13 protein-coding genes are annotated in these 23,950 nt (G+C 32.6%); 1 reads left to right on the top strand and 12 read right to left on the bottom strand.

What is annotated here, in order from left to right; genetic code table 11:
- Positions 1–146: 146 nt before the first annotated feature.
- The 12 genes from V8G69_RS13580 to V8G69_RS13525 all read right to left on the bottom strand — a co-directional run bounded on the left by V8G69_RS13580 (position 147) and on the right by V8G69_RS13525 (position 23,020).
- Positions 147–3,065: an FAD-binding and (Fe-S)-binding domain-containing protein gene (locus V8G69_RS13580; RefSeq protein ID WP_394882579.1), complete on the bottom strand. Its 2,919-nt coding sequence runs from the start codon at positions 3,063–3,065 to the stop codon at positions 147–149.
- A 45-nt stretch (positions 3,066–3,110) separates the two neighbouring features.
- Positions 3,111–4,568: a glycosyl hydrolase family 18 protein gene (locus V8G69_RS13575; RefSeq protein ID WP_394882578.1), complete on the bottom strand. Its 1,458-nt coding sequence runs from the start codon at positions 4,566–4,568 to the stop codon at positions 3,111–3,113.
- Positions 4,569–4,599: 31 nt separating this feature from the next.
- Entirely contained in the window at positions 4,600–6,279 is a 1,680-nt protein-coding gene (locus tag V8G69_RS13570; RefSeq protein WP_394882577.1) for a glycoside hydrolase family 3 protein, read from the bottom strand.
- Positions 6,279–7,112 carry an N-acetylmuramic acid 6-phosphate etherase gene (gene murQ, locus V8G69_RS13565; protein ID WP_394882576.1) on the bottom strand — a complete coding sequence of 278 codons (834 nt, stop codon included), beginning with the start codon at positions 7,110–7,112 and terminating at the stop codon, positions 6,279–6,281. Before murQ ends, V8G69_RS13570 begins: the two co-directional genes overlap by 1 nt.
- The gene (locus V8G69_RS13560) at positions 7,109–9,403 is read right to left on the bottom strand and encodes a DUF6259 domain-containing protein (protein WP_394882575.1); all 2,295 of its coding nucleotides are present in this window, start codon (positions 9,401–9,403) and stop codon (positions 7,109–7,111) included. Before V8G69_RS13560 ends, murQ begins: the two co-directional genes overlap by 4 nt.
- Positions 9,404–9,423: 20 nt before the next feature.
- Positions 9,424–10,899 (bottom strand): sodium:solute symporter, encoded by a 1,476-nt coding sequence (locus V8G69_RS13555; RefSeq protein ID WP_394882574.1) that lies wholly within the window; start codon positions 10,897–10,899, stop codon positions 9,424–9,426.
- Between the two features lie 65 nt (positions 10,900–10,964).
- The gene (locus V8G69_RS13550; protein WP_394882573.1) at positions 10,965–12,149 is read right to left on the bottom strand and encodes an exo-beta-N-acetylmuramidase NamZ domain-containing protein; all 1,185 of its coding nucleotides are present in this window, start codon (positions 12,147–12,149) and stop codon (positions 10,965–10,967) included.
- 122 nt (positions 12,150–12,271) lie between these two features.
- On the bottom strand, positions 12,272–13,618 hold the full coding sequence (locus tag V8G69_RS13545; RefSeq protein ID WP_394882572.1) for a RagB/SusD family nutrient uptake outer membrane protein: 1,347 nt from the start codon (positions 13,616–13,618) through the stop codon (positions 12,272–12,274).
- A 25-nt stretch (positions 13,619–13,643) separates the two neighbouring features.
- The gene (locus V8G69_RS13540; protein WP_394882570.1) at positions 13,644–16,646 is read right to left on the bottom strand and encodes a SusC/RagA family TonB-linked outer membrane protein; all 3,003 of its coding nucleotides are present in this window, start codon (positions 16,644–16,646) and stop codon (positions 13,644–13,646) included.
- A gap of 422 nt (positions 16,647–17,068) precedes the next feature.
- On the bottom strand, positions 17,069–18,574 hold the full coding sequence (locus tag V8G69_RS13535) for a SusD/RagB family nutrient-binding outer membrane lipoprotein (protein WP_394882569.1): 1,506 nt from the start codon (positions 18,572–18,574) through the stop codon (positions 17,069–17,071).
- Between the two features lie 11 nt (positions 18,575–18,585).
- Complete coding sequence (locus tag V8G69_RS13530; RefSeq protein ID WP_394882568.1) at positions 18,586–21,774, bottom strand: SusC/RagA family TonB-linked outer membrane protein; 3,189 nt, start codon at positions 21,772–21,774, stop codon at positions 18,586–18,588.
- Positions 21,775–21,910: 136 nt separating this feature from the next.
- A complete protein-coding gene (locus tag V8G69_RS13525; protein WP_394882567.1) occupies positions 21,911–23,020 on the bottom strand; it encodes an acyltransferase family protein in 1,110 nt (369 codons plus the stop codon).
- Positions 23,021–23,186: 166 nt separating this feature from the next.
- Here V8G69_RS13525 and V8G69_RS13520 point away from each other — a divergent pair, with 166 nt between their 5' ends.
- A complete protein-coding gene (locus tag V8G69_RS13520; RefSeq protein WP_394882566.1) occupies positions 23,187–23,936 on the top strand; it encodes a DeoR/GlpR family DNA-binding transcription regulator in 750 nt (249 codons plus the stop codon).
- Positions 23,937–23,950: the final 14 nt, after the last annotated feature.

Here is a 23,950-nt window from a genome sequence, read left to right as displayed (position 1 = left end):
ATTTCATTGGCAACATCCTTTGATGCCGCCCCAGAGTTCTCATAAACCACGGTTCCTATGTTCTCAAACCTCTTCTCGAATCCTGTCGCTCTGTCTATACTGCTCTTTAACATAATTATATTTTTTTGTCTTAGTTTATCTTTTTTTTATAAAAGCGCTTCTCGTAATACGCTTATTGGATGTTTTGAATTTTTTTGTGTCCCATCTTTAATTTGGTGTCTGCAACTAGTTCCTGCTGCTACAATTATAACGTCCTCATTAGCATTTCTTATTTTTGGAAACAGTGTGTCTTCACCAACTTGCATACTGATTTTATAATGCTCTTTTTCGTATCCGAAAGACCCAGCCATTCCACAGCAACCCGAATTGATTATGGTTACTTTATAATTTTTTGGAATGGATAACATTTTAAATGTTGGTTCCATGTTGCTTAATGATTTTTGCTGACAATGACCATGTATTTTTAGTACTTGGTTTTCTGCAGTAAAACTCTCTGGAACTATGTTTTTTTTATCAAACTCTTGCTTTATGAATTCTTCAATAGTAAACGTGTTTTTCGCTATGTCATTGGCAGATTTTTTATCATCAGCTAATCTTAAATATTCATCTCTAAAAGTTAAAATTGCAGAAGGCTCGATACCTACTAAAGGCGTTTTGTTTGAAATTTTATCCTTGAAAAAGTTCACATTAAAATCAGTTATTTTTTTTGCTTCATCTAAAACACCTTTTGAAATAAAACTTCTGCCACTTTCTTCGTGGTTTGTTATATTTACTTTGTATCCTAAATCTGTTAAAAGTTCTATACAATCTATGCCAATATTAACATCGTAATAGTTTGTAAATTCATCCATAAACAGAAAAATCTCTCCATTTGTTATTGATTTACTAAGCAGCCTTGTTTCGTTTTGCTTGTACCAATTATAAAAAGTTTTATCTGCTAGTCTAGGGATGCTTCTTTCAACAGCAATACCTAAAACTTTTTTAGTGATTTTTGTGTTTAAAACTGCGTTAGTTACAAACGGAAGAATACTTCCCAGCTTATTTAGTTTAACATTATTTGCGAAGATTTTTGTTCTAAAAGGGATGCCTTTTGCTTTATAGTATTGATGCAAAAATTCTGCTTTTAAAGATGCTATATCCACATTACTTGGACATTCGCTAGCACAAGCTTTACAACTTAAACACAAATCAAAAACATCATACAGTTCTTTGTGATTAAATTTATTTTTCTCTTCTGAATTTGTTAAAAACTCCCTTAACGCATTTGCTCTTGCTCGTGTAGTGTCTTTTTCGTTTCTGGTTGCTCTATAGCTCGGACACATTGTTCCTCCTGCTTCTGGAAGTTTTCTACAATCTCCAGAACCGTTACATTTTTCGGTAGCTCTAAGGATTCCTAAACTATCTGAAAAATCTTGAATGGTTTCAATTTTGGGCTCATTTCTATCAACTTCGTACCTTAGGCTTTTGTCCATAGGAAAAGCATCTACAATTTTGCCTTTATTGAAAATATTATTAGGATCGAACGTGTTTTTTATTCGTTTAATAAGTGCGTAATTTTTTTCTCCAATCATTTTTGGAATAAATTCTGCTCTTACAATGCCATCTCCATGTTCTCCACTAAAGGAACCACCATATTTTTTAACCAGTTCAGCCGTTTTAGTTGTTATTTCTCTAAACAACACAACATCGGCTTGTTTCTTTAAATTTAAAATAGGCCTTAGATGTAATTCCCCAGCACCAGCATGAGCATAATACACAGCTTCTTGACCAAAATCTTCCATCATTTTTGAAAACTCTGAAATGTAATTAGGTAAATCCTTCAACTCAACTGCTGTATCTTCAATACATGCAACGGCCTTATTATCACCTACAATATTTCCTAATAATCCTAAACCAGCTTTTCGAAGTTCTACAGCTTGATCAATTTCACTACCTGTTAATTTAGGATATGCATATCCAAGCTTGTTTTTTTGTAAATCAGCAATCAATGCATTTGCCAACCCATCAGATTCATTATCATCTTGAGTGCATATTTCGAGCATTAAAATAGATTTTGGATCGCCTTCAACAAAGAACCTGTTTTTTAATTGCTCTCTATTATTTTTAGTGCAATCTAAAATGGTTTTATCCATCAGTTCGCAGGTAAATAAATTATGGCGCATGGCAACAACAACAGCTTCCATACTTTCTTGGATGCTGCTAAAATGTGCAGCAACCATAATGTTTTTTGGAGGTGGCAGTGTATCTAGCTGTAAGGTTATTTCGGTTGTAAAAGCCAGAGTACCTTCGCTTCCTGTTAAAAGCGTTGCTAAATTGATGGTTTTATTTGAACCTCCAAATGCTTCATAATTTAATAATTCATCTATGGGATACCCATTGTTTCTACGGTGAATGCTTTTTCTTGGAAACTCTTTTATTATTTCTTGTTGAATTTCTTGGTTTGATAACTCATTGTAAACAGTGTTATAAATTTTGCCTTCTAATGAGTTTTCTTGTCTTTTTTGGTTGAATTCTGAAGTAGATACTTCGTTAAATACTGCCTCAGAACCATCACTTAAAATAGTTTTTAATTGTAAGACTTTGTCGCGAGTTACTCCAAATTTAATTGATGTAGTTCCTGATGAATTGTTACCAACCATACCACCAATCATACACCTATTACTTGTAGAAGTATTTGGAGCAAAAAACAAACCGTAAGGTTTTAAGTAATTGTTAAGTTGATCTCTAATAATTCCAGGCTGAACCGTAATGGTTTTATCTTGTTCGTTAAAATTTAAGATTTTAGTAAAATATTTTGAAACATCTACCACCAAGCCATCACCTACACATTGTCCTGCTAAAGAAGTTCCTGCGGTTCTAGGAATGAGCGATATTTTATGCTCTTGGGCAAACCGAATGAGTGTTTTTAAATCCTCATTGTTTTTAGGATAAGCAACTCCTAAAGGGATTTTTCTATAAACTGATGCGTCTGTAGCATAAATGCTTTTATGGAGCAAATCATAAAAAACCTCTCCTTCTATATTGCTTGATAAACTTTTTAAAGCCTGTGTCATTTCAACTTTCATAATGTTATTGAATCCGTATCATCTTTTCTCATTAATCCCAAAAACTCAGTTTGATTTTAAAATTTTAAATGTTCCTTTAACTCCTTCTTCATTTTCAATATTCAAAAAATACATTCCATTACCTAAATAACTTAAATCAATAGATTTGCTTTCCGGATTAATTTTCATAATTGACTGCCCTAAAACATTAAAAAGTTCTACTTGAGCCAATTTCAAATTACCATTATTTAATAATGTAACCATGCTGCTGGTTGGATTTGGATAGACTTTAATATTCCCTTTAATATTAACATCACTTAATGATGCTGTTGCACCAAATTTTGTGTTTATTAAATCCCAAAGTTCCGGACGGTTGCCATCATAGTTCAAAGCCCACATACCAACTCCTCCTAAATTATCGGCTATAGCCAAATCAAATTTTTTCGAGATACTTAACTCATTATCTGTCCATACTTGATGCCAATTGGCTCCATCATTCCATGTATACCAAGGATATTGAAAATCTGAATTCCAGATAAAACCGCCATAAGTTTCAGCTTCTGTTATCGTATTTTTAAATCTGGTTGAACCAACATAAGCAGTTGTTACTGACTCTGAAGCATTTGTTGTTGTTTTCCAATGTTGTCCATAATAAGGCACTGCTAAAATTAACTTCTCTGGTTTATTTGCAGTTGGCTCAGCATAAGTGCCTGTTTCTATAGTTCTTGTAACGAAACGTTTTGTAGGTGTGTGATGAGTTAAAGGAGAAACTGGACCAGAAAACGCATCATTTGCACCAACATAATCATAAGCCATAACAATTAAATAATCTACACTGTTTACTAAACCATCTATTAACCAACCACCCCAATTAACAGCCGGTCCATCAAAAGAAACTTCTTTACCAGGCAATTCAGTATGAATATATGTAGTTAAAGCCGCCATAAAAGTGTTTAATTCAGCCCCTCTATGTGCACTTGTAAGCCCTTCAAAATCTATATTAACACCATCTAAATTATCGGTTTGAATTCTGCTTTTTACGTTAGCAAAGAAAATATCTCTTTTAGCTGTGTTAGTAAACAATTCCCAAGCAACTGCATCTGCTCCATCTGTGCCTCCAAAATTAACAACAGTCATGATTACTTTAGTTCCTGCTGCATGTGCAGCATTTATTTCTGTAACCCAAGGCCATCCTGATGGCGTATCTATGGAAGCGTCGAGTTGAACTAAAAAATCAAAACAGGCTAAATGAGAGAGTAAGTTGTACTGTAGGTTACTATGTGCATTACTGCTTTGTTCCCAATAAGGTAAAAATCCAAACACCATTTTATTTAAAGTATTTGCTTGACCTTGGTTTAAAGAGATGATTTCTTGTTTATTGGTGTTTGACTCTTTGTGAACATTTTCTAGTTTACCAAACTCTTCTTTTTGTAATTCGTGCGCTCCTTTTTTAATTACTTCCTGAGATAAAAGAACTTGAGATAAAAGAAAAACGAACACAAATAAAACTTTAAAGTTTAGCATTCTAAAATTTAGTTTAAAGATGTTGTTTAGATTAAATTCCATAATTACCATGGTACTTACTGTTTATTGAAGCAGGTAATTTGCCTATTGCTTCTTTTTTGCTCAACATAATTTGTGCTGATATTTTTTGAGCCTCTTCTGAATTTTCATAAGAAACTATAACACTCTTAATTTTTTTAAACGACACCTTTTCTAAACAATACTGACTAGCAAACACGTTTAAAATGACTTTATTTTTTTTAGAAATAATTTCAATCATCGCTCTATCTTCATCAGAAATATCTTTAGTAAGTCTATAATTTAAACGGTGGTAACCAATAATTACTTTATCATAATCTTTAAGTTTTTGTAATAATTCTTTATGAGGAAGACCAGAGATATTATCAATATTAATTTCAGCTTTTAATGTGTTAAAAAACGTATCAGAAAGCCCATCACCTAATTTTACATATGCTATTTTTTCTTTTCTTAGCTTTTTTATGGATAAAGTATTGCGGTGATTTTTTACAACTGTAATAGCATTGCTAAACACTTCTTGTTTTAAAAGATTGCTTATTTCGTCATTCAAATCGGCTACAAGTTGTTTTGTGTCTATTGGTTTAAAATGATTTAAATCAACATCAAATTTTGCAGCAAGCATCTTTTTTACCGAATGTGACAATCGTTCTTCTGTTATTTCCTTATTATTATAGGCTTCTATGATTTTTGAGATTGCTTTTGGAGCATTTTCAGTAAACAGCAATACATCATTTCCAGCCATAAATGCTGCCAAATCTATATCTCCTGGTTCTTTATAATTTGCTGCTCCTTTCATGTTTAAAGCATCGGTAAAAATCAAACCTTTAAACTGAAGTTGTTCTTTCAAAATATTTGAAACAATATTATATGATAATGAAGACGGTAAGCCCTCTGTAGATTCTAGACTTGGAACGTTTAAATGGGCAACCATAACTCCAGCGATTTCTTTTTTAAACAGCTCTTTATATGGATATAATTCCACATTATCAATTCTTTCTTTTGAAAATGAAACTGTTGGCAATGTTTTGTGGGAATCTTTATCGGTATCTCCATGACCAGGAAAATGTTTTGCGCAAGCCATAATACCTTCTCCTTGCATGCCTTCAGTAAAAGCAATGGCTTTTTTGGTTACGTTATATTTATCTTCACCATATGAACGCACTCCAATGATTGGATTTTTAGAGTTTGTATTGATATCAACTACTGGAGCAAAGTTTAAATGAATCCCTAATTGTTTACAATGCTTCCCTATCTGTGTTCCAATCCGTTTTATTAAATCATCGTTTTTAACAGCTCCAAGTGTCATGTTATAAGGAAATCTTACTGTACTATCTAACCTCATATTCAAACCCCATTCGCCATCTATTCCAATTAATAAAGGTACTTTAGCCATAGCTTGATATTTGTTTGTAAGTTTAGCTTGACGTACTGGTCCTCCTTGAAAAAATATCAAACCCCCTATATTAAAATCTTTGATGAGCTTTTGAATAGAATCTACATGCGCATCATTTCTGTTTGAATAAGCAGCCACCATAAACAATTGCCCAACTTTTTCCTGAATGGTCATGTTATTATAAATACTGTCAACCCATTTAGATTTTTTGTCTTTGTTATTAAAATGTATATTCTGATTATGAGGATAGAATCCAAATAAAAGGATTGATAAAAAAAGTATGCCTAAAATTTTCTTCATTATTTCATTAAATTATATGCGTCAATTGCATTTCTAACACTTTTATGTTCAAGCAATAAACTACTTGCAGTTGCTTCATCAACATTTATTTCATGCATAATCATTCTTACGCCTCTGTTTACAAGTTTTTTGTTCGAAAGCTGCATGTCTATCATTTTGTTTCCTCTTACTCTGCCCAATTTTATCATGACAGTTGTTGAAATCATATTCAGAGCTAGTTTTTGAGCTGTGCCCGCTTTCATTCTTGTGCTTCCAGTAACAAATTCGGGACCCACTATTAATTCAATAGGGTAATCAACCTCTAATGATAAAGGAGATGCTCCATTACAAGTAATGCATCCGGTAACAATATTGTTTTCCTTAGCTTTTTTAACACCGCCTATAACATATGGTGTAGTGCCAGATGCTGCAATGCCTATAAGAACATCATCTTCATTAATATTAAATTTTTGCAGATCTTTCCATGCTAGTGTTGTATCATCTTCAGCATTTTCTACCGCTTTTCTTAGTGCAGAATCGCCACCTGCTATTAAGCCAATTACCCAGTCATCTGCAACTCCATATGTTGGTGGGCATTCTGAAGCATCTAGCACTCCTAATCTTCCACTAGTTCCTGCACCTATATAGAATAATCTACCTCCATTGCTCATTTTTTCAAAAATTACATCTACCAATTTTTCAATAGAAGGTATTGCTTTTTCAATGGCATAAGGAACCGTTTTATCTTCAGCATTCATATTGGAGAGCAACTCTACTGTGCTCATTTTTTCCAAATCATTGTAATCGGACGCTTGTTCAGTTGTTAGTTTGTTTTTCATTTCTTTAATATTCATTTACCATTCTCTATTTCAATAATACAAATCTGTTTAGGTTGAAGTATAAAATCAATATTGATTTTACTGTTTGTATAAGTAGTTATAAATTTTACTCCATCGGCATCAATAATATTAATCTTTCCTGAAGAAGGAAGTTCATAATCATCAGAATTAATGCTAAAGTTTACAGGATATGGATTATCGCTAATACTTGCTAAAGCTATTCCTACCTGCTTGTCATCAGATTTCCATGCTCCAGTATAAATTAAAGGGTTGTTTTTTTGAAACGTTCTAATAGATTGTCCTGTTTTGCCTGCATAGATTGATAGTCTAGACATCTGTAATTCTTCATCAGGCACTTCTATAACTGGCGATCTTAAAAATTTGCCACGTAACAAATACTTTAATCCATTATATCTTACTCTAGCCAGATTTAATAAATAATCCATTTCTTCCTTCCTTTCTGAAGACAAAAAGCTTTGATAATTAGAAATTGTTGGTTGTAAACCCCAAACAAAAGATCTGGCTTGTTCCATCATAAACTGCTTACTAAAACTTTTGTCTAAAAGAGCCAATGGTTCTTTTGGTGCATATTCTTTAGGCCAAAGTTCATCATAAGGAGGCACAATTAAAGACGAATAGTTTCCATAAGTAATGGCATATTGATGGTACACCACCTGAAAGAAAGGAATAGGTTCCCAGCCATTATCGCCTGCATACCGTTCCATGCTAACCTGTAAGGTTAAAAATGCATCTAAATATGGTAGCCACGCTTCGTTAACGCCTTCTCCAGCCAAAAACACTTCTTTATTTTTAGGAAATTTTGAACGAATCTGTTCAGTTAGTTTCCCAAAATTTTCTAGCCAATAATTTCCACCACCAATTTTATGACCATGAGTTTTGTCATAACATAAAAAGCTAAAACATGCCTGATCCATATAAACACCATTAGTTTGATAGGTATTTACAGCTGTGTCACACAATGAGGCATATTTATCTTTCCAAAACTGCGTTCCCATACACATGGTGGTTAAAGATTTATTTGTGAAAATATTATAGGTATGCGTGTTTAAATTTCCATTGATATCTTTTACAGCATATTTTTCAGCATGTTCCTTTTCCCAACTTTCTGTATTGGTTCCCCATTGCATTTGGTTCATATAAACAATCGCTTTGACATCTTCTTCTTGTGCCGATTTCATTGCTTGTATAAATGATTCACTTCCTTCTCTTGGTGGGAAATATTCTGGAAAACCATCGTCATAAGAACACCCATGCCACCAATGCCAAAATACATTAACCGGTAGCTTTAATTTTTTTTCTAAATCTTTTGCAGGAACCAAAACATTACTAGATTTTCCTCTATTCCATTCCCACAAAGCTGTATTTTCTAAGCCTTTTGGAGTTAACTCTTTTTTAAATCTGCTGTCTGCAACCCACTGCTGTTTCGATCCCCATTCTCTGTATTGTTCTGCTGCGCTTATCCAATCGCCTTTAAAAGACCCAATAATGGCTTTATATGTTGGAGCATAACTATTTACCTCTGCATCTACAGAAGGATAGTTAATCATTTGATAGGTTAAGTTATTTAAACTATCAAGCGTATAAGAGAAATCTTTTTTGTAGGCTAAAGAATCGTTGCAAGCTGTGTACAATCCAAATTTCTTTGAATTATTATATAAAGCGATACATTGCAAAGACATTCTTCCAGGATATTCCCATTGGTACTTTTTTTCCTTGTCTTCTATTTTAGAAAGGTGGTTTCTAGGGCTTTCCATTTTTACACCCATCCAATATGGCGCTGCTAAATTTTCATCTCCCAAATCTTTTATCCCATTAATTTTAGGAAATACTACTTTACTTATTTGTTGTCCTTTAGTGCCTTCAACAGATATTTCCCATGACGATAAAGGTTTGTTTTTTTCAAGTGAGATAGTAGCAGAAATTTTAAAATCTTTCATATCAACATCTGAAAAATCATCCCAAATTAAAACTAAAGTATGAAGATCTTTTTTTATAAAATGAAACTTTGAAGCAGTTGTCATATCAACTGTTTTGATTCCAGATTGTTGAAGTAAATCAATTTCCCAAAGTGCTCCTACAGTACTGTTTAAATCAAGAAAATCAAAAGTATTTTCTAAATTTTTAAACTCAATAAAAGCTCCTGTGTCTTTACTAAAACTTAATTCTATTTTCCCGTTTTCAATGGTTATATTTTTTTCTAAAACATCTTGCTTACAACCTAAAAAACAATAAAAAGCTATACAGCAAACCAGTAATGAGCGAACCCTGTTTCTTTTAGTTTTCATCTTTTAAGTTTTTAAGATTGCTATATTGTTTTATCTAAACTTATTGTCTTGCTGTTTTTAAAAAGAATCAGACATATAACAGTCAATAACGCATTAACGAAAATATTCATAAAACCAAAATCAAAATTAAACCAGATAACAAAGTAATAATTTAAAAGATAGGTTAGTATTGGCATTACTATACATATGAAAGGAACTGCTGCATCTTTAATTTTTATTTTAGTAAAAATTCCAAATAAATAAAGCCCTAATAATGGCCCGTAAGTATATCCAGCTACTTTAAAAATCATGGATATCACATTACCTTTACTATGCGAAAACAGCATAATAATTGTAAAAATCACTATTGAAAAACCGAATAAAACGCGGTTTTTTAATTTTTCCTTTTCTTTTGAATTCTTATGTTGAATATCTAAGAAATCATGTGTAAAAGATGTTGTTAAGGCTGTTAATGCAGAATCTGCACTTGAAAAAGAAGCGGCAGTAATTCCTAAAATAAAACTGATGCTTGCTAGGGTTCCAAAATGGTTTAAAGACAACATTGGGAATAAGGTGTCTGTGTTAATAAATTTTCCATTTTCAACTTCTAATTGAATACCAAATTTTTCAGCATACATATATAACATAACGCCTAAACCTAAAAACAGAAATTGAGTAACTGCTAAAATTAAACTGAATGTTAAGATGTTTCGCTGTGCTTCCTTTCTGTTTTTGCAGGTTAATGTTTTTTGCATCATGTTTTGATCCAAACCAATCATTGCAATAGCTATTAAAACACCAGAAATAAATTGTTTGAAAAAATTGTTTCCAGAATTAAAATCCCAATCAAAAACCTTAAAATAGTCGTGTTTAACAACCGATGAAAAAGTTTCAGAAAGACTTAAACCTAAGGAGTCTTTAACAACATAAATAGTTATAGCTACAGCCATTAACAAGAAAAATGTTTGAAGTGTATCTGTCCAAACAATGGTTTTAATACCTGACTTATGAGTGTACAACCAAATAAGGGCCAGTATCCCGATTACTGTTACAAAAAACGGGATATGAAAGGCATCGAATACTGCATATTGCAAAATTTTTGCTGCGAGCATCAACCTAAGTGCTGCCCCAAATGACTGAGAAATTAAAAAAAACAACGACCCGGTTTTGTAAGATTTAATTCCAAACCGCGATTCTAAATAAGTATATATTGAAACTAATTTTAAGTCGTAATAAATGGGAACCAAAACGTAGGTTATAAAAATGTAACCTACCACGTTTCCAAAAACAAATTGCAAATAGTAAAAATAATTAGTTCCCACCATTCCAGGAATCGATACAAATGTAACGCCAGATAATACAGCGCCAATCATTCCAAAAGCAACAACTTGCCATGGTGATTTTCGGTCACCAGTGTAAAAAGATTCATCACTTGTATTTTTGGAAACGAAATGAGATATCAGTAATAATATCCCAAAATAAGATGCTATGATTATTAAAATAAGAGTTGCGCCCATTTATATTGTTTGTTTTATGCAATTATATTTACCAAATACACTGCGGATTTTGGTTTAATTTGCTTCTAATATATCTTTATTTCATTAAAATGTAATTTATAGTCGTTTAAATTTTCAAAAGTATCCAACATTTCAACATGATCATTATTTTCTACCCAATGCCTTAACTTATCAGTTCCATTAATAATATCAATGGGTTGCTGGGTATAATTATATTCATAAGGCGGTTTTTTCCATTGAAAATCTTCACCTAAATAATGATACAGTTCTCGCATTAACAATTGACCCACGCGCCAAGGTTTGTAAGTTGATTTATCTGTAACATGAATTTGGATGCCACCACACACTTTATTTGCTTGCTTTTGAAACGTTGGAAGAAAAGTAATTGGTCTGAACTTAAAACCTTCTAATTTTGATTTCTTCACCGCATCCAACAAATGCTTTTCATAAAATGAAAACGGCTCTACTTTTGGATGTCCTACAATTTCTAAAGATTGTGTGGTTCCTCTTCCTTCACTTAAAATAGTTCCTTCAAATAAAACGGTTGCAGGAAAGGTATATGAACTTTCAATTCTTGCCAGGTTAGGTGAAGGTAATAACCAAGGTAATTTAGTGTCTTCATAATACATGTTCCTATCCCAATGAAGCATTTTTATAACTTTTAAATTGGCTTTATCCTTTGCCCAAAGTTTTTGGTGCATTAGGGCAACTTCTCCAATTGTCATAGCATGGCGAACAGGAATTGCATGTCTTCCAATAAACGATTCAAATTCTAAATCTAGCACATTGCCTTCAATATCAATGCCATTTAATGGGTTTGGGCGATCTAACACAACGATCTGAATATCTTTAGAACTACATTTTTCTAGCAAAAGTGTAAGGGTATAAATGTATGTGTACATTCTGCAACCAACATCTTGCAAATCAACAAATAAATGATCTATTCCTTCAAGCATCTCATCGGTAGGAATGCGGGTTTCAGAATACAAAGAATACACAGGCATTTTAAAATACGGATGGATAAAATGATCGGTCTCTATCATATTATCTTGAGCATCTGTAGAAAATCCATGCTGAGGTCCGAATAATTTCACGAATCTTTCGCCAAATAGTTCTTTAAATTTTAATGCGGTATGCGTATATGTTGAATCAATGGATGCATTATGACAAAGCAACGCGACATTGCCTTTAAATGTTTTTTGAATTTCTTTATCATTTATCAATACATCTAAACCTGTTTTTACCTTCATGGTTCTTATTGAATTTTATTAAGCTGCCTATAGGTTTTTTAATTTTATTTAGGGTAACAAAATTGTTACCCTAAATAACTTAACTAAACAACAAACTAACTTAAAATGTATGTTTTTAATATTTAAATAGATGGATCTGTTGGAGTATTTGGATTATTCTCTCTCTCTATGCTTGGATAAGGGTAATAATTCCTGTTTCTTTCATTTGTTGTATTAGCTGAAGTAGGAACAACAAAATCAGGATGGAACCTTTTACTATCTTCAAATCTCAAACCTGTTAAAAATAACTCGATACATCTGTTTTTATAAATCTCTTCTAAAATATCACTTTGACTTGTTTCATCGCCAGTCCAAGCAGGTAGGTTGGCGTTAACACCAAGTGGATCATTATTCTTTTGTCTTACCAAATTTAATTGAATAACTGCGTTACCTAATTGACTTTGTCTTGCATAAGCTTCTGCTTTGTTTAACATCATTTCTCCATTAAGGTATATTGGAATTGATGCTGTACTAGTGCCAAAAAAACCAAGCATCTCACTTAGAGCTTGTCCACCTGCATCGGCATTTGCAAAACCAGCATCGGCTCCTAAATAGAAATCTAGACGACCATCTCCAGCTTCAGGAACATAAGCTCCTACTAAACCAAAATTTGATTGAGGATTTAAATCGGCTGAATTAACAGTTCTATTCCAAATAGGATTTTGGTTGTTAGCATCATAAACCCACATTGAACTTGTAGCATCACTATCATTCAATACTGCGTCAGCAGCAGCAATTGACTCAGGATAATTACCTGCCATTAATTGATATCTAGATAAAAATGCATTAACCGTTTTTTGCAAATTAATATCTGACCATAGAACGGTTGATTTAAATTCATCTGACATAGGTGTTGATGTTAAAACATCTCTTGCTTCTTCTAAAAGTGAAATACAATTGGCCAGCACTGTTGCCCTATCACTAAATTCCGCAGCTCCATCTGCAGCATTATTTATTGGCGCTTGTTCAAACATTTCAATTAAAGAACCAAGACACATGGCTTTAAATAAATTTCCATAAGCTAAAAGTCCGCTTTTGGTACCACTTGAAAGTTCTACAGAATTTGCGCCATCAATTAATGATTCTGCCATTCCTTTAGCACGTAAAAGATTTACCCATGGATTTGTGATTCCACCACTTTCAGCAGGTAATTCTGCACCACCTTTGGCCAATTCATTAATATTTAAAAACGTATTGGTTACACCTAATTCTCTGGTTGTAATACCTGGTGCTTCAATTATCTGTCTCAATGCTGTTACAGAATAATATTGTCTTATTCCTGTGGCTAATGCAAACAGACCTCCTTTTGTTCCTAAAACAACATCTTCGGTTGGATTGTTTGGATTTTCAAACTCAGTGTCGCAGGCAGTAAATAAACCACTGCTAATAAGCAAAACACTTATGGTTATATATATTTTTAAATTTTTCATCTTTTAATATTTTTTATTTAGACACTTAAAAAGTAGCTATTACACCAAATTTAATTACACTCGGAATAGGAACTAATCCCATAACGCCACCTCTTGCTCCATTACTTTGACCATCCATATTTACTTCTGGATCGTAGCCAGAGAAATTATCAATTGAAAACAAATTACGACCAGTTAAAGTGAATTTTAAACTATCAACCCCTTCAAAAGGGCTTTTCAATAAATAAGAAGTTGACAGCTCACGAAGCTTAATGTAAGACCCGTCCTCAATATACGATTCTGCAATACCAAACTTAGCCGCTCCAGTTCCTCTAACACTGTCACCTCTTAACTCGCTAGCTGTTTCTGGACCACCTCCAAAACGATAGAACATACGTGTATCCCAACTTAAAACATCTACTCCCTGAACGGCATCAAACTGCATTCTAAATGAAAAGTTTTTATATTTAAATTCATTAGTTAAAGATGCTATAAAATCAGGATTAGGATCTCCAATAACCTTACTTAAATTTGCTCCACTTGGTTGTCCTGATCCATCTCGCTCAGGAACAGGATTTCCATTAGAATCATATGATCCTTTCTCTCTTTGAGGAAGTCCTCCTGAAGTTAAAAGTAAACTTCCGTCAGGGTTTCTAGCATAGTAACCTTGATAAAAAACTCCTAAAGGTTGACCGTTTTTAGCAACAGAAAAACCAAAGTTCCCTATACCAAATTGCTCTCCTTCAATATTGTTTACTTCATTTTTGTTCGTAGAAAAAGTCCCTGTAACTGACCAACTAAAATCATTTGTTTGAATTGGTGTTGCCGTAATTAATGCTTCAAAACCTCTGTTAGTCATGGTTCCAATATTTTCTACTCTAGACCCAAAACCAGTAGATGGAGACAATGTTCTTGCCAATAAAAGATCTTTTATGTCTTGTTTATAATATGTAAGCTCAATACCTACCTTATTATCAAACAAGCCCATATCGATACCAAATTCTAATTCTGTTTGTCTTTCAGGCTTTAGTCCAGCATTTCCTAATCGGGTAGGAGCAATTAAACCTGAAGTTCCATCAATACTAGTTGCAGCATAATTTGACAATCTGTCAAAAGGTCCAATTGCGGTAAGGTTCCCTGCTTGTCCCCAAGCTGCTCTTACTTTAAAACTATTAAGTGTACTTCCAAAACTTTCTTTCCAAAAATCTTCTTCAGATAACAAATACGACATACTTGCTTTTGGATATATTTGGTTTCTTTCATCTGCTCCAAAAACTGAAGAACCGTCTAATCTAATGGCTCCAGTAACAAATAGTTTGTCGCTTAACCCAAATGTTTGTTGAAGAAAACCTCCCCAAAAACTTCTCTCGCTTCTATTTTCATTGGTTGAAATTGAAGCAGCCCCATTCGTTGTTTTAACTCCTAATGCTAATCCTGTTCCAGAGATTGAACGCAACATTGTTTCGTCTGATTGCCAAGAAAAACCTGCTGTTGTTGTTGATGTTATTTTGTCATTGATATCAATATCATATGAAGCATTCAAATCACTATTAAATTGTTTTGTGCTAATAGTAGTGGTACTTGCTCTACCTAATACAATCGTATTGGTTCCAATAGGAATATATGTGTTACCAATAGATTCAGAATTATCATAACCAAGTATATAGTTTACTTTAAGACCATCAACTGGTTTTAAGGTAATTTGCAAATCACTGATATTTCTATTGTTCTTTTGATTAAAATCAAAATTATTAATGTATTCTAGAATATTAGGATAAAAAGTCATACTCGGATAATTTCCGTCAGCATCCGGTCTAGGATCTACAGTGTTGTTGGCAAATAATATTGTTGGTAAAATACCTGCAATATAACCTCCATTAGGCTGATCTTGACTTTTACTTGTTGAAAAGTAGGTTCCAAAAGAAGCAGAAGCCCAATCATTGATTACTTGATTAACTCTAATTCTTCCTCCTTGTCTTTCATAATCAGTACTTTTAAGAATACCATCATTCTTTAAATATGAAAAAGAAGCAAAATAGTTTGTGTTATCTTTTCCTCCAGACATAGAGACATAATTATCTGTTCCAACAGAGTTTTGAAAAACCATATCTTGATAATCATATCTAGTTGCTGCAACTTTATCAAGATTAGTAATATCAGTTGAGGCCCAATCAAAAGGCTCTTGGTTAAAATCACGTTTCTTTCTTAAAGAATTAAAATTTACACTACTCGAAAGAGTAATTACAGGTTTTCCAGATTGTCCTTTTTTTGTAAAAATCTGAACAACTCCATTACTAGCTCTAGACCCATAAATTGCTGCTGCTGCTGCACCTTTTATAACTTCAATTCGATCAATATCCTGAGGACTAATATCTGATAACCTATTTTGTACAACACTTGTTGTGCCTAAAACATCTGTAGAATTATTATTAACAATTACACCGTCAATAATATATAAAGGATCCGAACTTCCATTCACAGTACTTGCACTTCTTAATCTAACACTTATTCCTCCTGCAGGATCACCTGAATTTTGATTGACCTGAATTCCTGCCAATTTTCCAGAAAGTCCGCCAGTAATATCTACTGATCCAGATTCTGCAATTTCCAAACCTTTAATGCTAGAAATTGTATTACCTAGTTGCTTTTTAGCGGTCAAAGCTCCTGCACCAGTGATTACAATTTGATCTAACCCCAAGATATCCATAGTCATGGCAATTTCATTAACAACTTCAGTTTGGCTTCCTAAAGAAACTTTAACTTCCTGAGTTGTTAATCCTAATGATCTAAAAACAAGGGTATAATTACCTGCTTCAAGATTTGCTTTCAAATCATAGTTTCCATCAAAATCTGTAATCGCTCCTAGACTGGTGTTTTTAATTTGAACCGTAACACCTGGTGTTGGATCACCTAAATTGTCTTTTACATTACCTTTTAATGTATAAAGGGTTTGACTCTGTAAAGTAAACCCAAACATCATAAGCAGCAAAAAGCAACTTAGAAGTTTGATTCTCTTAAAACAAGAGAGTATTGTATTAGTTTTTTTCATGAGAATGGAAAGATTAGTTATTTACGATAAAAATAAAAAAAATAAACATAAAACCTGCATTTATTTTGCAAATAATTGCAGGTTTTAATCTTTAAATTAGAAAAAAAATGATCTAAAATTGTCAATATATCAGAAAATCGAAGATTTTGAATAATCAATCTTTAAAATTTAGAAAAAATGAACCATATAAATTAAGACTATGTTAAAAAACAATTCTACAACAACTTAATACTAAACATTAAAGAATTATATAGAATTAATTAGTATGTTGTGGCACAACAAACAAGTCTAAAAAAAGAGGTGAGAGTAAAAACTGATCTCCCACCTCATTTACTAACTCAAAATAAACTAAACATAAAAACTATAACTTTAAGACTTTAATTTTACTAATAAATAAAGCCTGTATTTTTTTATTTAATAAATTATTCAACATCCCACCACATTCTAGTAGTTAAAAGATCTCCTCCTTGTCGAGAAATAGCTTCTTCTACATTGTCAGGGTTATTCAATTTTTCAGATCCTGGATAATTCAATCTTCTTGGTATTTCACCGCCTGTATAAACGTTTGCTGCATTTGCGGGAACCAAAACAGGATACCCTGATCTTTTCCAATTTGCAAAAGTCTCATTAGCATTTCCAAAAGTGGCAACCCAATATTGCTCATTTATCATTCTTAAGGCTTGCGTTGGTACAAAAGGATTAGCTGCCAAATAATCACTTATTTGGGTTGGTGTAATTTCAACACCATGCCCATATAGAGATAAATATTCCATTGCAGCCTTTACACCTGCATTATAATGAGCTTCAACATCACCACCTGCTAATCCCCAACGTTCAGCAGCTTCAGCTAACATATATTCTACTTCAGCATAGGTTTGATAGAAAAAAGGCGCGTCATAAATAATAATTCGAGACCCGTCATTTAATGCCCCTCCAAAAATATTGACATTTGGCTTTGAGTTTGCAGAACTTTGAGTGGCATCGTTTATATCTTGACCAAATTGTAATGCTGAATCTGTATCACCATCGGTAGTAGAACATAAAACAGAAACACGCGGATCGTTTCTGTCTTTCATGAAATCCATAAAAGTCTTAGAAATTTTATTCTGATTTACTCCTCTTGATGTAAAACATTTTGTAAGCGGGTTTACATTAGGTCCGCCATCATTAGCAGAATTTTCATATTTTATATAGGCAATATCACCATTGCTTGTCATAACACCACCAGAAATAGCTTTCGATGCCCATGCTTGAGCCCCTGCATTATCAACCTTTACCATACGCATTGCTAAACGCAGCATTAATGAATTGGCAAACTTTTTCCATTTTACAACGTCTCCGCCATAAAATAAATCTGCAGAACCATAAGAACTAGCTCCTCCAGAACTTAATGTTGCCGCAGAACTTTCTAAGGTTGCTAACATATCGGCATAAATATCGCTTTGCTTATCATATTTAGGGAAACGAATTCCTTCTAGGAACCCTTTACCAGCTTCGCTATAAGGTATATCTCCATAAACATCAGTTATTCTACTAAATATAAGAACCTTTTGTACTCTAGCTATGGCTAAATCTACAGCAGCAGTAGGTTTTTCACTTGTTTCTAATTGAGCTTCTAAATCTGCAATATTTTTAACTGTAGTTTTAAACTGCTCTTCAAATAACCAATGTGTGTTGTTCGTTTGATATAAAAAAATAGTTCCATAATTGGTCTCATTAAGGTGTTGAACATTTTGCATTAAATGAATAACATTCCAAAACAAATAAGACGCATAACTACTTCCTGCAGTATACAATTGAATATATGTCAATTTTGTTGATGGATCAAGTTGAGTAGGTTTCGTAGGATTTACATTAATTTCCTCAAAGCCGTTATCACAAGATCCAAATGTTACTACTATTGCTAGTAAAATAAGTATTTTTTTCATTCTCTTTTTTTTTAAAATTTAACATTTATAGAAAAACCGTAGCTTCTGGTTGATGGAATCCCAAATCTTTCTATCCCTTGCGAATTAAGATTATTTAAAGCGGCTTCAGGATCAACATTTTCAATATCTTTTGAGATAAAGAATAAGTTTCTACCAATTAAAGAGATTCTTAAATCATTTATAAAAATATTTTCCAATACTTTTTTTGGCAAATTATAAGACAAGCTCAATTCTCTAAACTTAATAAAATCTGTACTATAAACAAATTCTTCTGCTATACCTGCAGTCTCTGCTCCTATTAAACCCCAATAATTCCCCAAGCTTTCTGGCGCCACTGTCATAGTAAAAGGCTGACCTGTTGCATTATCAATACCTGACACAACTAAACCAGTATCACGCCCCTCTAAAGTTTTTTTGGTTAGACCTACTGTAGTCATATCATGATTGGTTCCAGAATAAACTGATCCACCAAATTTCGCATCGATTAAAAACCCTAATGATATATTTTTGTATCTGAAAGTATTAGAGAATCCCATAGTATATGGAGCAACACCTTGTCCTAATATCTTGTTTTCTCCTTGAACAGGTTTTGGAATAGAACCTGTAATATCATACATTATGTTTCCGTTATCATCTCTTTTATAAGATGAACCATAAATTACACCATAGTGTTCACCAACAATATGAGAAATAATTGCGGTTCTATCTCTACTTTGACTACCATCAACATTTATAGGAGTATCTTCATCATCAGTATGAACAATTTTACTATCATTATACCCTAAATTAAATGACGTACTCCATGAGAAGTCCTCGTTTTTAATAGGTGTGCCTCCAATCAAAAATTCGATTCCTTTGTTTTCCAATTCTCCAATATTAAGTATTGACGATGTATAGCCTGATGATAGGGAAGCAGCAGCACTAACAATATCATTTTTTGTATTATTTGAATAATATGCCATATCAAGATTTAAACGATTATTTAAAAATCTACCCTCAAATCCAATTTCATATTCATCCTTTTGAAATGGTATTAAGTTTGGGTTAGGAATAGTATTTCCATTTAACTGTCCAAAAGATTGCCCTTGAAAAGACCCAGTAACAGCATAATCTAAATTTAATGCATAAGCATCTTGAGCTCCACCAGCTACTTGTGCATAACTTGCTCTTAATTTTGCATAATTGATTGCTTTAGGTAATTCAAAAGCTTCATTTAATAGTAAACTTCCACTTAATGACCAATAAAAATCATTGTTTGGAGTTGTTTTTCCTGGGAAAGATAATGTTGAGAACCAATCGTTTCTTCCTGTAAAGGTTAGGTAAAAGAATTTATCATAATCGAATTCAAATGACCCATACAACGAATTAGTTTTGGTTTGAAAATAATTATTTTTAGGTTCTGGTAGTGTGGTATTATTTAAATCTTCTAAGCCTATTACTATAAAGCCTCTACCTTCTGCACTTAAGGATTCGAAAGTGTTTGTTCTAGTATTAGCTCCAATTATAGAGTTTGTTGAAATTTTATTTGTTATGGCTTTCTCAACACCCAGCATAAAATCGGCATCAAAAGATGAATAGGTAGATTTACTTTGAGAAAATATACCTGCGGGACGATACGCTGTTCCGTAAGGCGTTACATTTCTTCTAGATAAATCATATGTATCTAAACCTGCCCTACCCGTAGCATATAACCAATCTGTTATATCATATCTTAAAGTGGTTGATACTGTTAATCTGTTTTTCTTATCGTCATTATTAAAATCATTAACGGCCCAATAAGGATTTGAATTAAACTGACTTGGTTGAAATAAAAGTTCTGTTCCATCTGAATTAGACCCAGGTTTTAAATCATAAATATCCAAACTACTTGGCAATCTAAACGCCGTCGCATTTGCATTTCCCGGAGTATCTCCAATACTAATACGGTTATGTACTTTTTCAATAACATATTTTGCATTAATAGTTGAAGTTAACTTAGGATTAATTTTTGCTGAGGCATTTAATGAAAATGACTTTCTGTCTAATCTAGTCTTTGGGAAAATATCCTTATTCTCTAAATTAGAAAAAGAAAAACGATAATTATAGCCATCTCCTCCTTTTGATAAGGCTACCGAATTAACAGCAGTTGTTCCTGTATCATAAAATTTATCGAGGTTATTCCCTGTGTACGAGTATGGTCTCTTAACACCATCCCAGTTATAAACAAGTGATCCGTCCATTGGAGCGCCCCAAGATTGCAATGAACTATTAAAAGCATCATTAATAGCATTTGTAGGATTAGCTATCTCAACAGGATTACCACTTGAATCATATTCATATCCTGGTTTTAACCTATTAAGGCCTTGTCCATATGAAGTTTGGAAATCTTGAAGACCTGTGTTGATTTTATCAAAAGTATAAGAACTAGAATATTCTATACCTAAACTTTCTTGACCTTTGCCTGATTTCGTTGTAATCATAATAACTCCGTTAGAAGCCAAAGAGCCATAAAGTGCTGATGCCGAACTTCCTTTTAATATTGATACAGATTCAATGTCGTCTGGATTGATGGTAGAAATATCATCTCCACCGTCTCCAGTTCCATCATTAGTTGGGCCAACAACAGACCCATTGGTGTTGTTAATAATAGGAATCCCATCAACAACATAAAGTGGTTGGTTATTTCCGGTTAAGGAACTCGCACCACGGATAACTATCCTACTTGAGCCTGAAGCTCCTGTACTACTTGTAGAAACATTTACACCTGCAACACGCCCCTGCAATGAATTAACGGCACTCGCTGTTTTTACTTGCGACACATCTTCACCATCCACCTTTGTCAATGAATACCCTAAGGCTTTAGATTCTCTTTTAATACCTAATGCGGTAACAACTATTTCATCTAAGCTAGTAGCATCTTCTTCAAGCTCTAAATTAACAACCTGATTTACGCCTGTTAACACTACAGAAACTGTTTTAAAACCTAAAAAACTAAAGACAAGGGATTTGCCTTTGGTATTTTCAGCTACAATTGAGTACTTTCCATCAAAGTCTGTAACACTTCCCTTTGATGTCCCTTCAATAGAAACATTTACACCAGCTAAGGGAATCGCACTTCCTTTTTCAGTAACTACACCCGAAACTGTTACAGATTGCGCAAAAGAACTCTGAGCAAAACACAACAGTATCAAGATGATTAATTGAAAATAATAATTTTTCATATGAGATTGAGTTTAAGTTATTTTAGCTAAAAATATAAAAATAAATCTAAAACACGCATTTTTTTTGCAAAAAAATGCGTGTTTTGATTAAATAATTCGAATTATCTTACGTAATTCAAAGACATTATTAAAAACCCTAGATTTTTATAAAAATCTTATTTCTATAAAGAAGTAAACAAATAAGCCAAAAAACAACAATATGCGTTAAAGCAAAGAGCAATGAACCATTCATGTTTCCCGCTATGGGAGAAAATATTTCATCAAACATATATTGATAGGCCGATATTTTATCACCTGAGTTTGTTACAGGCAATTTAATTAAGTAGATAATTGTTTTTACATATAACCCAGAGAAAACAAATATAAATAGAGGGTTAGTTCCAAAATGAACAAAAGGTTTTGCCCAAGTTTTATATCCTTTAAAATCGATGATGAAAATTAAAAAAGCTAAAAATAATGTTCCCAATCCAGCAGTATAAAGCACATAAGAACTTGTCCATAAAGCCTTATTAATAGGGAAAAACAACCCCCAAACAGCACCTAAAATAACTAGTATAGTTCCATGAAATAATAACTTTTTTATTTTTAACAAAATGGATTTTTCAACACTAATAGTTTGACCAACCAAAAACCCAATGATTACCGTTCCAACAGCTGGGATAGAAGACAATAATCCTTCAGGGTCAAAAGGAATACCAAAACCCTTATATACATGATTCTCACCAAACAAAAACAAATCAAATTTCCTGACGATGTTTTCTTTTAACGAATACGGATCTAATTCAGACCCAAAATACAACAATGCCCAATAGCCCAATAAAATGACGGCTAAAACAATTAATAATTTATCTCTTTTAAAACTTAAACAAAGAATAGAACCTATTCCATAAGCTAAAGCTATTCTTTGCAAAACTCCCATAATACGCACTTTATCAAAATCAAAAAAGGGGAATAAATTTAATAGTAATCCTAACAGAAAAATAATTGCGGTTCTCTTTAATATTTTAAATAGAGCTACTTTAGAAATTTTGGTTTGATACTTCTCAAAAGAAAACCATACAGACACACCAACAATAAAAAGAAAGAAAGGAAATACTAAATCTGTTGGCGTGCAACCATTCCACTCGGCATGCCGAAGAGGTGAATAAACATATTTCCAGCTACCAGGATTATTTACTAAAATCATAAATGAAATAGTTATTCCTCTTAAAACATCTAATGAAATTAATCTCTTTGATATAATCATAATTTTTATATTTTTATTAAAATTTTTAAAAAAATACTATCAAATATATGTATTTTTTTAAACAAATGCATGCTTATGCGTTTAAACAAGCAAAAAAATGCTTATTTTTAAATATTAATTTGCATTTTAATTTAATTTAATCTTATTTTTGAAGAAATCAGTTTTTATGAAAAAGAGAGAGAGACAACAAAAAGTAATTGACGAAGTAAGTATTAATAGAAAGGTTAGTTCTAGTTTTTTATCAGAAAAACTTGATGTTTCTGAAGACACCATAAGAAGAGATATTAAAGAGCTACATGACAAAGGTATGATTACCAAAGTTCATGGTGGAGCAATCTCAAACATTCAAAAGCTTTATCATTACAATGAAGATGTAATATATAATAGAGAAGGAAAGGTTCGTATTGCTCAAAAAGCTATTTCTTTAATTGAAGATGGTATGATAATTATTATTAGTGGTGGAACCACAAACTTAATGCTTGCTAAGTTACTTCCGAAAAATTTAAAAGCTACAATCTATACTTATAGTTTACCAATAGCCATGCAATTAACAGAGCATCCTTTAATAGAGACCATATTTATTGGTGGAAAAATTCAGAGAAATTCAATGGTTACTACAGGTATTGATGTTATTCAATATCTGTCTAACATAAAAGCGAGTATTTGTTTTATGGGCGTAAGTGCCTTAAACATTGAACAAGGTATTACAGATGAAGGCTACGAGGTTTCATTAATAAAAAAAGCTATGATAACCGCATCCGAACATATAGTTTATTTAGCAACTTCAAACAAGTTAAACTTAAGACTTAATTATGATGTGTGTAATTTAAAAGAAATTGACACAGTAGTAACAGATTTAGATAAGCAAGATCCAAGGCTGAAAGATTATATTTCAGCAGGTATAAATTTATTGTAACCAAAAACTTAATA

Origin of the sequence: Gaetbulibacter sp. M235 (assembly GCF_043876835.1) — a bacterium.
Taxonomy (GTDB): domain Bacteria; phylum Bacteroidota; class Bacteroidia; order Flavobacteriales; family Flavobacteriaceae; genus Yeosuana.
This window is presented reverse-complemented; position numbering and strand designations above follow the sequence as displayed.